Annotated in this window: 11 protein-coding genes; 5 read left to right on the top strand and 6 right to left on the bottom strand. The window is 71.2% G+C overall.

The genetic code is table 11. The annotated features are described in order from the left end of the window. The first annotated feature begins 30 nt into the window (after positions 1 to 30). The gene (locus ACFYWX_RS29725; protein ID WP_389427229.1) at positions 31 to 540 is read left to right on the top strand and encodes a DUF3291 domain-containing protein; all 510 of its coding nucleotides are present in this window, start codon (positions 31 to 33) and stop codon (positions 538 to 540) included. Here ACFYWX_RS29725 and ACFYWX_RS29720 read toward each other — a convergent pair. After that, positions 537 to 1430, bottom strand: coding sequence for an ADP-ribosylglycohydrolase family protein (locus tag ACFYWX_RS29720; RefSeq protein ID WP_389427227.1), 894 nt, complete (start codon positions 1428 to 1430; stop codon positions 537 to 539). The two genes, ACFYWX_RS29725 and ACFYWX_RS29720, sit on opposite strands and share 4 nt — an antisense overlap. Before the next feature lie 162 nt (positions 1431 to 1592). Here ACFYWX_RS29720 and ACFYWX_RS29715 point away from each other — a divergent pair, with 162 nt between their 5' ends. From ACFYWX_RS29715 to ACFYWX_RS29700, 4 genes are all read left to right on the top strand, one after another. Then, complete coding sequence (locus ACFYWX_RS29715) at positions 1593 to 2531, top strand: diiron oxygenase (protein ID WP_389427225.1); 939 nt, start codon at positions 1593 to 1595, stop codon at positions 2529 to 2531. Positions 2532 to 2641: 110 nt separating this feature from the next. After that, positions 2642 to 3298, top strand: coding sequence for a TetR/AcrR family transcriptional regulator (locus ACFYWX_RS29710; RefSeq protein WP_389427223.1), 657 nt, complete (start codon positions 2642 to 2644; stop codon positions 3296 to 3298). 14 nt (positions 3299 to 3312) lie between these two features. Beyond that, on the top strand, positions 3313 to 3639 hold the full coding sequence (locus ACFYWX_RS29705) for a hypothetical protein (RefSeq protein ID WP_389427221.1): 327 nt from the start codon (positions 3313 to 3315) through the stop codon (positions 3637 to 3639). Positions 3640 to 3751: 112 nt separating this feature from the next. Continuing rightward, on the top strand, positions 3752 to 4870 hold the full coding sequence (locus tag ACFYWX_RS29700) for an NlpC/P60 family protein (RefSeq protein ID WP_389427219.1): 1119 nt from the start codon (positions 3752 to 3754) through the stop codon (positions 4868 to 4870). An 836-nt stretch (positions 4871 to 5706) separates the two neighbouring features. Here ACFYWX_RS29700 and ACFYWX_RS29695 read toward each other — a convergent pair. From ACFYWX_RS29695 to ACFYWX_RS29675, 5 genes are read right to left on the bottom strand one after another with little or no spacing between them, the layout of a single operon-like run. After that, positions 5707 to 6960 (bottom strand): styrene monooxygenase/indole monooxygenase family protein, encoded by a 1254-nt coding sequence (locus tag ACFYWX_RS29695; RefSeq protein WP_389427217.1) that lies wholly within the window; start codon positions 6958 to 6960, stop codon positions 5707 to 5709. A gap of 14 nt (positions 6961 to 6974) precedes the next feature. Continuing rightward, a complete protein-coding gene (locus ACFYWX_RS29690) occupies positions 6975 to 7631 on the bottom strand; it encodes an ATP/GTP-binding protein (RefSeq protein ID WP_389427215.1) in 657 nt (218 codons plus the stop codon). Then, complete coding sequence (locus tag ACFYWX_RS29685; protein ID WP_389427213.1) at positions 7612 to 8022, bottom strand: DUF742 domain-containing protein; 411 nt, start codon at positions 8020 to 8022, stop codon at positions 7612 to 7614. Before ACFYWX_RS29685 ends, ACFYWX_RS29690 begins: the two co-directional genes overlap by 20 nt. Then, positions 8019 to 8522, bottom strand: coding sequence for a roadblock/LC7 domain-containing protein (locus ACFYWX_RS29680; protein ID WP_389427211.1), 504 nt, complete (start codon positions 8520 to 8522; stop codon positions 8019 to 8021). Before ACFYWX_RS29680 ends, ACFYWX_RS29685 begins: the two co-directional genes overlap by 4 nt. Next, positions 8519 to 12112 (bottom strand): nitrate- and nitrite sensing domain-containing protein, encoded by a 3594-nt coding sequence (locus tag ACFYWX_RS29675; RefSeq protein WP_389427209.1) that lies wholly within the window; start codon positions 12110 to 12112, stop codon positions 8519 to 8521. Before ACFYWX_RS29675 ends, ACFYWX_RS29680 begins: the two co-directional genes overlap by 4 nt. Positions 12113 to 12419 lie beyond the last annotated feature (307 nt).

The following is a 12419-nucleotide window of genomic DNA, read 5'->3' as shown; positions in this document are numbered from 1 at the left end:
AGACCGTCATGACCGACCTAACGTTCGGTCATGACTGACGCCGCAGCCGCATTCGAACTCGCCCAGGTCAACATCGCCCGCCTCAAGGCCCCACTGGACTCCGCGCAGTTGAAGGACTTCGTCGACGGCCTCGACCCCGTGAACGCCGACGCCGACGCGGCCGACGGCTTCGTCTGGCGGCTGGAGGGCGAGGGCGGCGACGCGACGGACGTGGCGGTGTTCGGCGACGAGTGGCTGATCATCAACATGTCGGTGTGGCGGGACACCAACGCCCTGACCGCCTACATGTACCAGGGCCGGCACCGCGAGATGCTGGCCCGCCGCCGCGAGTGGTTCGAGCGGGTGCAGGAGGCGATGGCGACCCTGTGGTGGGTCCCGGCGGGTCACCGCCCGACGGTCGCCGAGGCGGAGGCCCGCCTGCTGCACCTGCGCACCAACGGCCCGACGCCGTACGCCTTCACCCTGCGCACGTCCTTCCCGCCGGGGGCCGGTGAGCCGGTCGCCCTGGACGTCCCCGACGACCTGGGCTGCCCCGCCTAGCCGACCCCTGCGGGCAGCGGCTCCCTACGGCTCAGCCACTCCTCCGGCACTCCGTCCACTCCCGTGCGGGCCGCCACGATCCCGCCGGTGATCGCACAGGTGGTGTCGACGTCACCGAAACCCTCGGCCGTGGTCCACAGGGCCGAGGCCAGGTCGTCCTGGTGCCGGGCGGCCGACCAGACGGCGAACGGGACGGTGTCGTCGGCGCGGATCTGCTGCCCGTTGCCGAGCACGTCGGACGCCCTCCAGGGCTCGGTACCGAAGGGCAGCCCGGCGGCCCGCACCAGCCCCTCCCGCACCGCGCTGTCCGGCGTCAGGGACACCACCCGCCCCAGGTCCAGCTCCCGACGGACCGACAACGCCGCCGCCACCGCCACGGCCACGGCACCCGCGACGCCCTCGGGGTGGGCGTGGGTGACCTCGGCGGAGCGGGTGGCCTGCTCGACGACGCGTGAGAGGTCGGGGTGGAACCACGCGCCGAGGGGCGCCACACGCATCGCCGCGCCGTTGCCGAGGCTGCCCTCGCCGCCGAACAGACCGCGCGCCAACTCGGGCCAGCGCTCCGGTGCTTCGAGCAGCCGGGGCAGCAGTTCGTGCATGCCGTAGCCGTAACCCCGGGCGGGGTCGGCGTCGTAGCCGAGCGCGAAGGCCTGGGCCAGGTCCGTCGAACGGATCTCACCGTGCTCGTCGAGCACGCGGAGGACGCCGAGCGCCATCGCCGTGTCATCCGTCCAGTGCCACTCGGGTTCCTCGGGCGTGCGCCGCGTGCGGATCTCCTCGTACGCCTGACGCGGCTCGCGGAAGAGCGGGAACCAGCGCTCGCCGAACGCGTCGCCGAGGGCGAGGCCTTCGAGGCTGCGGCGGGCGACGGCGCGGGGCGTGGAGGTCATTCGATCAGTGTTCCGGATCCGGTCGAGCCCCACACCCCAATTAGACCGAGGGTCAACAAGTGGTGCGCGGGGGATTGACGGGCTTGCTGACAAGCAGTCTCATAAGGATCGAGTGAACCGCGGGTAACCGGACACGCCCCCGTACGACGAGGTGGAACACCCATGACGACCCTGACGGAAGCCGACGCGCTCGACGGGCTGCGGGACGCGCTCGGCCTGCTCAAGGACCGCGAGCAGGTGGCCGAGCGGCTGCTCGTCTCTTCCGCCAAGCACTCCTTCGACCCGGACGAGGAGCTGGACTGGGACGCGCCCTTCGAGGAGGGCAAGTGGTTCTGGCCGCCGGAGCTGGTGTCGCTGTACGGCACGCCGCTGTGGAAGCGGATGGGCGAGGAGCAGCGGCTGCTGCTGTCACGGCACGAGGCCGCCTCGCTGGCCTCGCTGGGCATCTGGTTCGAGATCATCCTGATGCAGCTGCTCGTGCGGCACATCTACGACAAGGCCGCCACGAGCGCGCACGTGCGCTACGCCCTCACCGAGATCGAGGACGAGTGCCGGCACTCGAAGATGTTCGCGCGGCTGATCTCCCGCGGCGAGACCCCGTGGTACCCGGTGAGCCGGACGCACCACCAGCTGGGGCGCCTGTTCAAGACCATCTCCACCACACCGGGATCCTTCACGGCCACCCTGCTCGGCGAGGAGGTCCTCGACTGGATGCAGCGGCTGACGTTCCCCGACGAGCGCGTGCAGCCGCTGGTGCGGGGCGTGACCCGGATCCACGTCGTGGAGGAGGCCCGGCACGTGCGCTACGCCCGCGAGGAGCTGCGCCGGCAGATGGTGACGGCGCCGAAGTGGTCCCAGGAGTTCACGAGAGTCACGTCGGGCGAGGTCGCGCGCGTGTTCTCGCTGGCCTTCGTGAACCCCGAGGTCTACACGAACGTCGGCCTGGACAAGCGGGAGGCCGTGGCCCAGGTGAGCGCGAGCGGCCATCGACGCGAGGTCATGCAGACCGGCGCGAAGCGCCTGACCGACTTCCTGGACGACATAGGGGTGCTGCGGGGCGTCGGGCGACGACTGTGGAGGTCCTCCGGCCTGCTGGCCTGAAGCCGCCGCCCGCCACCCGGCACCCGGCACCCGGCACCCGGCACCCGGCACCCGGCATCGTGCCTGCTGGCGTGGGTGCCGGTGAGGGTGCGCCGGTTACGCTGCGGGACATGACCCCCTCCGCCGCCACCCCCGCCTACCGCCGCCTCAGCGTCGAGGAGCGCCGGAGCCAGCTCCTCGACGCCGCCCTGTCGCTCTTCGCGCACCGCGCGCCCGAGGAGGTGTCGCTGGACGACGTGGCGGAGGCGGCCGGGGTGTCACGGCCCCTGGTGTACCGGTACTTCCCGGGCGGCAAGCAGCAGCTGTACGAGGCCGCCCTGCGGTCCGCCGCGGAGGAGCTCCGGCAGTGCTTCGACGAGCCGCGCGAGGGCCCTCTCCTCCCCCGCCTCGGCCGCGCCCTCGACCGCTACCTCACCTTCGTCGACGAGCACGACGCCGGTTTCAGCGCCCTGCTCCAGGGCGGCAGCGTCGTGGAGACGTCACGGACGACCGCCATCGTGGACGGGGTGCGGCGGGCCGCCGCCGAGCACATCCTGAGCCACCTGGAGATCACCGACCCCGGACCCCGGCTGCGCATGACCGTCCGGATGTGGATCACCGCCGTCGAGGCGGCCTCCCTGATCTGGCTAGACGAGGACAAGCAGCCGCCCGCCGAGGAGCTGCGGGACTGGCTCGTGGAACAGTTCGTCGCCCTGCTCACCGTCACCGCACGCCGGGACCCGCAGACCGAAGCGCTCGTGCGGCGTGCGCTCGCGGCGGAGACCTGATCGACACTGGTGTCGTGAAGAGCGAAGACACCCCCTTCGAGGGCGGGCCCATGGACGGGCGCGTCCTGCCCATCCTGCTCGGCCCCACCGGCCAGCCACCGAAGACGTACCGCATCCCCGTCCCCGACGCGGCCGGCGGCCCGCCCACCGTGCTCGTCTACCGACGCGCGCCCCGCGGCCACAGCAGGCGCCTGGGCCTGCCCCAGGGGTGGAAGTACGAGTACGACCCGGAAGGGATCAAGGACAGCCGCCCGAGGTGGCCCTGGTCCAAGCCGGACACCCCGCCCCGCGCCGATCCAGACACCACGCCGCCCGGCAAGCCGGATGACACCGACGAGTGACAGCGTTGCGCCGAACGGCGCACGTTCGACGCGCACGTCACGAGCGATCGCCTGATGCTCACGGTGCGGAGGGAGGCGGAAGGCCCGCCTGCCCCTCACCGGAGGTGATGGCGTGTCAGGCAGGGTGCTGCGTCTGGTATGTACGGCGGCGGTGGCGGCGCACGTCGCCCTCGCACCGGTGTCCGCGGCGGCCGTCCCGGAACCCGAGCGTTCCGTGGCCGAGCTGCTGACGGACCTTCAGCGGCTGTACCGCGAGGCCGAACAGGCCACCGAGTCCTACAACGCCACCGAGGAGAAGCTGAAGCGGCAACGCGCCGAGACCGACCGGCTGGACCGTGAACTCGCCGACGCCCGCCTCTCCCTCTACGACAGCCGGGGCGCGGCCGGACGGCTGGCCCGCCAGCAGTACCAGGGCACCTCCGACATCTCCCCCTACGTACACCTCCTCCTCGCCCGCGACCCCCAGCACGCGCTCGACCAGGGCCATATGATCGGCCAGTTGGCGCGGGAGCGGGCGCAGACGGTGGGCCGGCTCGCGGGGACCGAACGGCGGGCCGACGAGCTCGCGCGGAAGGCCCGCAGGGCCCTGGACGGCCAGCTCACCCTCACCGAGCGCCGGAAGAAGGAGCGGGACCAGGTCCGCGCACGGCTCGACGAGGTGGAGAAACTGCTCGCCTCCCTCACCACCGACCAGCTGACCGCACTCGCCGACTTCGAACGCAACGGCATCGCCCAGGCCCAGCGCACCTTCATGGCCTCCGGCGCCCTCAGCACCGCCCGCACCCCGTCACCGGCGGGCGAGAGCGCCATCCGCTACGCCGTCCAGCAACTCGGCAAGCCCTACGAGTGGGGCGCGGAGGGCCCCACGTCGTACGACTGCTCGGGCCTGACGTCCCAAGCATGGGGCCGGGCGGGAATCCCGATCCCCCGGACCAGTCAGGAGCAATGGGCGCAGCTCCCCCGAATCCCCTTGGAGGAGCTACGCCCCGGCGACCTGGTCGTCTACTTCCCCGACGCCACCCACGTGGCGATGTACGTGGGCGACGGCACGGTGGTCCAGGCCCCCCGCCCCGGCGAGAACATCAAGCTCTCCCCGATCGCGTCCAACCCGGTACTGGGAGCAGTACGCCCGGACCAGCAGACCGAGGGGCGCGAGGCTGAGACATATGCGGCTCCGCCGCGTGGGCGCGACCAGCAACAAAACAACCCGCAGCCGCCCACGAACTCCTAGGCTCCCGACACCTCCGCGAGATAAGCCCCCGCCTTCTCCGGCTCAGAGAAACGGGGGCCCGTCGGGGCTACTGGCTACCGGCTAGCAGCCAGTCGAGGCACATTCTTCAAGCCCCAATGCCGACTTGGCCGCGTTGCACACCGACCGTCGAGCAGAAATCAGCGTTTGGCTCACTGGTTGATATCGAAACCAAATAGAGTCCTTGCATCCCATGGACGCAGAGGCGCAGTCTAGACAAAAAGGACAAGAGCTGGAGCAAATCATGTTTGCCAGGTCCTTCCTCGTCGTGCTCATTCTCCCGCTGGCCCTACTGGGCTTCGGGCCCACCCAGTCAGCGCACGAGAATGTCCGGCCGAATCCGTCCATTCTTCAACAGCAATCTGCTGAGCGTGGGCCATGCTCCCAGGATCCGGGCACATTGCTGTTGGCTGCGTCGAACAAGAAATGCGCGGGTATCGTATGTCCGTCAGGCACCACCTGCAAAAATGGCCAATGCGTGCCGGTGGATCCCTGCACTGGCATCGTCTGCCCGAGCGGAATGAAGTGTCATAAGGGTCAGTGCAAGTAACTGTTCCCTCGCGTACAGCGGGATTCATCGCCAGGCCCACGTCCACTTTGATGGACGCTCGGTCCGGAGGGACAGCCTCTGGGCGACAGAAGGGCGGTCCTTCTTGTTGTCGTCCGACTCATCGCCTGCCTTCTCGCTTGTCGCATCCCAGGTGAGGGGCGGTCTTCGGGCGCCTGCCCGCTGGAAGTCGTTCATGTCTTCCCGGACGACAAGCGACAGTCGGTTGTCCTGCAGGCAACGACGGCCGGACCTGCAGGTCAGGAACCCATCAGGCTCCGGCGGCCGAGGCCAGATAGGCGGCCGCCTTCTCCGGCTCATAGAAGAAGTTCTCGAAGTCCGCCGGATCGTTGAACCCATTGGCGAATCGATCCGCCACCGGCTGCAACTGCCCCGCCGCACCAATGAGGTTCAGAATGTGCTCCGGCGGCGGAGCCAACATCGCGTTGGTCCACTTCGTGACGTGCTGCGCAGTCTCCCAGTACCGGTCGAAAGTCCCCTGCATCCACTCCTCGTCGAACGCCTTCTCCCCGCGCTCCAGGATCGAGGCGAGGTAGGACGCCGCGCACTTGGACGCCGAGTTGGAGCCCTGCCCGGTGATCGGGTCGTTGGCGACGACGACATCAGCCACACCGAGCACCAGGCCCCCGCCGGGCAGACGGCCGATCGGATTGCGCACCGTCGGCGCATACCGGCCGGCCAGCGTGCCACCGGCGTCCGTCAGCTCGACCTTGGTGGCCCGGGCGTACTCCCACGGCGTGAACTTCTCCATGAGTTCCAGGGTCAGGGAGAGGTGCTCCGCCGGGTCCTTGACGCCCTTGAAGACGTCGAGCGGGCCGCCGGGTATGCCCTCCCAGAAGAGGATGTCGGCGCGGCCGGAGGTGGTCAGGGTCGGCATGATGAACAGCTCGCCGACGCCGGGGACCAGGTTGCAGCGGACCGCGTCGAACTCCGGGTGCTCCGGACGCGGGCCCAGCCCATGGACGTACGCCACCGCGAGGGCGCGCTGCGGCTCGCTGTACGGGGAGCGCTCGGCGTCGCGGCCGAACATCGACACCAGCTCGCCCTTGCCGGCCGAGACCAGCACCAGGTCGTACGTACGGGAGAAGTAGTCGAGGTCGGAGACCGCCGCGCCGTGGATGACCAGCTGGCCGCCGCGCTGGGCGAACGTCTCCATCCAGCCGGCCATCTTCACGCGCTGGTCGACGGACTGGGCGTACCCGTCGAGCTTGCCCACCCAGTCGATCGCGCGCTGCGTCGGGCCCGGGTCGTGCGAGCCGGGGGCCGCGACCGAGACGCCGAGTCCTTCGATCTTCGGGGCCTGGGACTCCCAGAAGTTCAGCTGGAGATCGCGCTCGTGCTGCAGGGCCGTGTGGAACATGCACTGCGTCGACATGACCCGGCCGGAGCGGATCTCGTCCGCCGTCCGGTTGGACATCAGGGTGACCTCGTACCCGTGCGACTGGAGGCCGAGAGCGATCTGGAGTCCGGACTGGCCGGCTCCGACGACGAGTATCTTCCGCATGCGGGGAACTTCTCCTACTCGGGGGTTTCGTCGAGGGCGTGGCCGACGAGGGCCAGGAGGGTCTCGATCACCGAGATCCGGCGCCGCGCATCCATGATCATGACAGGTACGTGCGTGGGGATCGTCAGCGCCTCCCGCACGTCCTGCGGAGCGAACCGCTCGCTGCCGTCGAAGTGGTTGACGGCCACGACGTACGGCAGTCCGCAGCTCTCGAAGTAGTCCAGCGCGGGGAAGCAGTCCTTCAGGCGGCGGGTGTCGGCCATGACGACCGCGCCGATCGCGCCGCGCACCAGGTCGTCCCACATGAACCAGAACCGCTGCTGGCCCGGGGTGCCGAACAGGTAGAGCACCAGGTCTTCGTCGAGCGTGAGGCGGCCGAAGTCCATGGCCACGGTGGTGGTGAGCTTGCCGGGCGTGGCGGTGAGGTCGTCGACCTCCTCGCTGGCCTCGGTCATCAGCGCCTCGGTCTGCAGGGGCGTGATCTCCGAGACGGCGGTGACGAGGGTGGTCTTGCCGACGCCGAAGCCACCCGCCACGACTATCTTCGTGGCGATCGGGGCTCGGGTCCGGTCCGTCTGCCAGGGCAGCAACGTCTCGTCGGGTTCGAGTTCGACGAGGGGTTCGATGTGGGGGGAGACGCCACGAGCGGCGTCAGAGACGACGGAGTCCACTCAGCACCCTTTCCAGCAGAGCGCGGTCCGGGCGGCCGGTGCCGTGCCCCGTCCCGGTTCCGTACACACGGATCTTTCCCTGGTCCGCGAGGTCGCTGAGCAGCACGCGGACCACGCCGAGCGGCATCCTCAGCAGCGCGGCGATCTCGGCCACCGTGCGCATACGGCGGCACAGTTCGACGATGGCCCGCATCTCCGGCATCACGGCCGTCTTCAGCGAACCGTTCGTCAGTTCCCGGCGCTCCTCGGGGGCCTCCAGGGCGGCCACGAAGGTCTCGACGAGGAGGACGTGGCCGAAGCGGGTACGGCCGCCGGTGAGCGAGTAGGGGCGGACGCGGGCGGGCTTGCGGTCGCCGCCGCGGACGGGGAGCCTCTGGGGCGCGGTGCTCATCGGGTACTCCCTGCCGACTCGATCTCCAGGGACTGCCTCAGCTCGCTGCGGAGTTCGGGCGTCAGGACGTGGCCGGCGCGGCCGACGAAGAGCGCCATGTGGTACGCCACCACGCTCATGTCGCAGTCCGCGGAGCCGTGCACACCCAGCAGGGAACCGTCGCTGATGGCCATCACGAAGAGGCTGCCCTCGTCCATCGCGACCATCGTGTGCCTGACCGGGCCGAACTCCATCAGCTTGGCGGCGCCGACGGTGAGGCTGCCGATGCCGGAGACGATGGTGGCGAGGTCCGCGGAGGAACCGCGCGGGCCGGTGGGTTTGCCGGTCTGCGCTCGGCGTGCCTCGGCGTTTCGGCCGTGGTCGGAGGAGAGGAGGAGCAGGCCGTCGGAGGAGACCACCGCGACCGACTGGATGCCCGGCACCTCCTCGACGAGATTCGTCAGTAGCCAGTGCAGGTTGCGGGCTTCACTGCTCAGTCCGAAGGTACTGGGCGCGGTCAACTGCTTGCCTCCTCGACGGTGCCCCCCGTGTCATCTTCGGCGTGTGCGTGCTGCGGTGCGGGTGAGGTGGCCTCGCCGGGTGCCGGGGGCACCTGGTTCTGGCCGGTCTTCTCGGCGATCTCCGCCTCCACGTCGCGGTACCCCGCTTCCGCCCCCCGGCGGAAGCCGCCGAGACGGCGACGCAGCGCCTCGGCATCCACGGAACCGGCGCGCTGCCGCGGCGGCGGGGCAGGCGCGTTGATCTTCGGGGTCCGCTTGGGCAGCCCCTTGTCGGTGAGCACTTCCTCGGGCTCGTCGGGAACCCGCTCATGCACCGCCTCGGCTTCCCCGCCGTCCCCTACAGGCCAACTGGCAGCGGACGCGGACTCCCCGCCCGATCCCCCGAGCGCCGCCCGCAAAGCCGCCCGGCGCTCCCGGGCCGTGCCCCCACCGGACTCGGGCCCAGCGGGCTGGGCCTCGGAGGACGCAGCCGCCCAAGGCTCACGGCCTACGCCCTCAGCGGGGTCGCCGGCGGCCCGCGCGGACTCGCCGGACCCGGGCTCGGCAGGCGCATGTTCGCCCACGCGCGCAGCCGCCCAGGAATCACGAGCCGCGCTCCCGGCCGGCTCGCCTGCGGCGGATGCAGACCCAGCAGGCTGGGACTCGCCGGACGCCTCTTCAAGAGCCGCCCGCAAAGCCGCCCTACGCTCCCGGGCAGTGCCCCCGGCGGACTCGGACTCGTCTGCCACGGGCCCAGCGGGCTCATCCTCGCCCGCACGCCCAGCCGCCCAGGGCTCACCAGCCGCGCCCTCGGCGGGCTCGGCGGCGGCCCACGGGGACTCACCCGCGGCCGACGCAGGCCCAGCCGACGCGGACTCGCCGGACGCCTCTTCAAGGGCCGCCCGCAAAGCCGCCCTGCGCTCACGGGCAGTGGCCCCGGCGGACTCGGAGTCGGGCTCGTCGGGTGCGTTCTCGGTCGGTTCCCGCTCGTGGGTGGAGGGCTCGGTGGCTGCCTGGGGCGGGAGGAGCAGCTCCATCGTCATCTCGGCGGGCCGCTCCGGGGCCTTCGGGGCCGGCTCCGGTTCGGCGGAGGGCGCTTCCGGCTCAGCGCCGGTGGTCGGCTCGGGGCCAGTACCGAGCGCCGTCGGCTCCTGCTCCTGCTCCGCCGTCTCCGGTACGGCCTCCCGCGCGTCCCCGGTCGTCTCCAGGGCACCCTCGGCCGCCGGAAACTCACGTACGGCCTCCTCGGTTGCCTCCGCCTCCGCACCGGCTCCGGGCTCCCGAAGAGCCGCGTCGGTCCCAGCAGTCCCCTCGGAATCCCGTACGACCTCCTCGGCCACCCCGGACTCCGCGTCGGCCTCGTCGGCGTCCCGCACCGTCTGCTCCGCCAGCCTCACCAGCGGGTCGCCGCCCGTGGAGCGGCCGGAGAGGATGTTGGAGTTGACCTCGGCGTCGGCGCCCGGGAGGGAGAAGGTGTTCGCCGTGCCGGCCAGCGGTGACGACGACGAGGAGGGGACCGCGGCGGACGGGGCTGCCGCGAGCAGGGACTGGGGGAGGACGACGACCGCGGCGATGCCGCCCTGCTTCTGCTCGCGCAGCTGGACGCGGACGCCGTGGCGGTGGGCGAGGCGGGCGACGACGTAGAGGCCGAGGCCGAGACCCTCCTCACCCTCCTGGTCGTACGGCGTCTCCGGGGCGAACTCGGCGAGGCGGGTGTTGAGGCGGGTCAGACGGTCGCCCGCCATCCCGATGCCCTCGTCCTGGACGGAGAGCATGACCTCGCCGCTCTCCAGCAACCAGCCGGAGACCTCGACGGGCAGGTCGGGCGGGGAGAACGACGTCGCGTTCTCCATGAGTTCGGCCAGCAGGTGCGAGAGGTCGTCCGCGGCGAATCCCGCCACGTGCGCGTGCGGCGGCAGTGCCGCGATGCGGACGCGTTCGTAGCGCTCGATCTCGCTGACCGCCGCGCGGACCACGTCGACCAGCGGCACCGGAACGGCGCTCTGCTGCACGTGCTCCGTACCGGCCAGCACGAGGAGGTTCTCGCTGTGCCGGCGCATGACCGTGGCGAAGTGGTCGAGCTTGAAGAGCGTGGCGAGGCGCTCGGGGTCCTGCTCGCGGTCCTCCAGGTTCTCGATGACGGCGAGCTGCCGCTCGACCAGACCCAGCGTGCGCAGGGCGAGGTTGACGAACGTGCCGCCGATGCTCCCGCGCAGCCGCTCCAACTGGGCTGCGGAGTCGGCGAGTTCCGCGCGCAGTTCCTCGCGGGCGTCGGCCATCTTCTGGCGCTGCCCGACGAGGTGCTTGCGGTCGTCCTCCAGGGTGGCGACGCGTTCGTGGAGGGCGGCGGCGTGCGCGTGCAGGGCGTTGACGGAGCGGACGACCTGGGCGAACTCGTCGTTGCGGCCGGTGAACTTCACCGGCTCCTCGGCCACCGGGTCCTCCGCCCCGGCCAGCCGGGCCGAGCCGAGGCGCAGGGCGGCGAGCGGGCGGGTGAGGCTGCGGGCCATGGCGGTGGCCATGCCGACGGCCACCAGCATCAGCACGCCCAGCGCCGCGATACGGATCTCCAGCGCCGTGACGTCGTCGTCCCGCAGCTTCTCGAGGTCCTTGGTGCGGTGGTCGAAGAGCGACGACTCCACCCCCCGCATCGCGTCGATGCGGGCGGACAGGGCCTCGTCCAGCTTCTTGGCGTCGGTGCCGAGCTCGCCGTCGCTCAGCTGCGGCTGGTCGGTGAGGGAGGCGAGGTACTTGTCGGCGGACTGGACCTCGGAGCCGGTGACCGTGGAGTCGTACGACGTCACGGCCGCCTTGGGCGCGCTGTCCCGGAAGCCGGCGAGGGCGGCGTCGGAGCGCAGCCGGGCCTGCTGGGCGGCGGCGGTGAGGGCGTCGCGCTGCTTGGTGTCGGCGTCGGAGGAGACGAGCTCGGTGCTCGCGAGTCCGGTGATGGGGTTGACGACCGTCTGCTTGCTCGTCGGCACGTTGAGGGCCGCGAGGAGCAGTCCGCGGGCGGCGGCCGACTGCTGCACCGCCGCGTCGAGCTCGGCGAGGGAGTGCGTGCCGGAGCCCGCGCGGGGCGGCATCTCCGCCGCCAGCTGCTCGGCGAGCCGGTGGAGCGCGGTGATCGTGGCGGAGTACGCCTGGTGCGCCTCCAGGGCGGTGTCCTTGCCGGTGAGGGCGGACCTGCGGACGGAGGCGATCGCGTCGAGGTCCCCGCGCACCGCGGCGGGTGTGTCCGTGTCGGCGCGCATCTCCTCGACCTGCCGGTCGACGCGGGCGCTGCGCTGCTCCGAGGGTGCCTCGGACTTGACGCGGCCGGCCGCGATGTAGGAGGTGATCTCGTCGCGTTCGTCGGCGAGCGAGTGGGCGAGGGCGAGCGCGTCCTGGGTCTGCTCGGCGAGGACCACCAGGTCCTGGGAGTCCTTGAGCTGCCCGGAGGCGGCCAGGACGGACGGGGCGCCGGCCCCGGCGATGGCGGCGGCCACGACGGCCACGGCGACGATCAGCCGGTTGCGTACGTGGGTGGGGCGGCCCTTGCCGACAGGGGTGCGCTCCGCGTCCCCTTCAGGGGCCGTCTGCCTGCCTGTGCGCCGCGGCCGCGTCTTCTGCACCGGTGCTCGCATTCCTGACTCGTGTGCCCATGGGTCGGGGTGACTTTTCGTCAACTGTTGCGTACGTCTTCCCCCGCGCTCTCGGCGTCGTCGGAGCAGGGGGTCCCACCGGTCCCTGACCCTCCCAGCGCCGATGGACAGGGGGCGCGCATCATCTGACCCGCCACCCGAAGGAGTGAACATCCAAGGAGAGTTGGCGGGCAAGTTCCTCCGGCGCTTGCGACGGCCTTGCGCGGTGGGCCGGTTGGACGTGGGCGACCGGCTTTGACAGTATTCGCCGCCACGTCTTCCCGGAGCGCAGCATTCC

It is taken from the genome of Streptomyces sp. NPDC002888 (assembly GCF_042888465.1).
Classification (GTDB): domain Bacteria; phylum Actinomycetota; class Actinomycetes; order Streptomycetales; family Streptomycetaceae; genus Streptomyces.
Note: the sequence above shows the minus strand (reverse complement) of the source record. Positions and strands in the feature narration are given on the sequence as shown.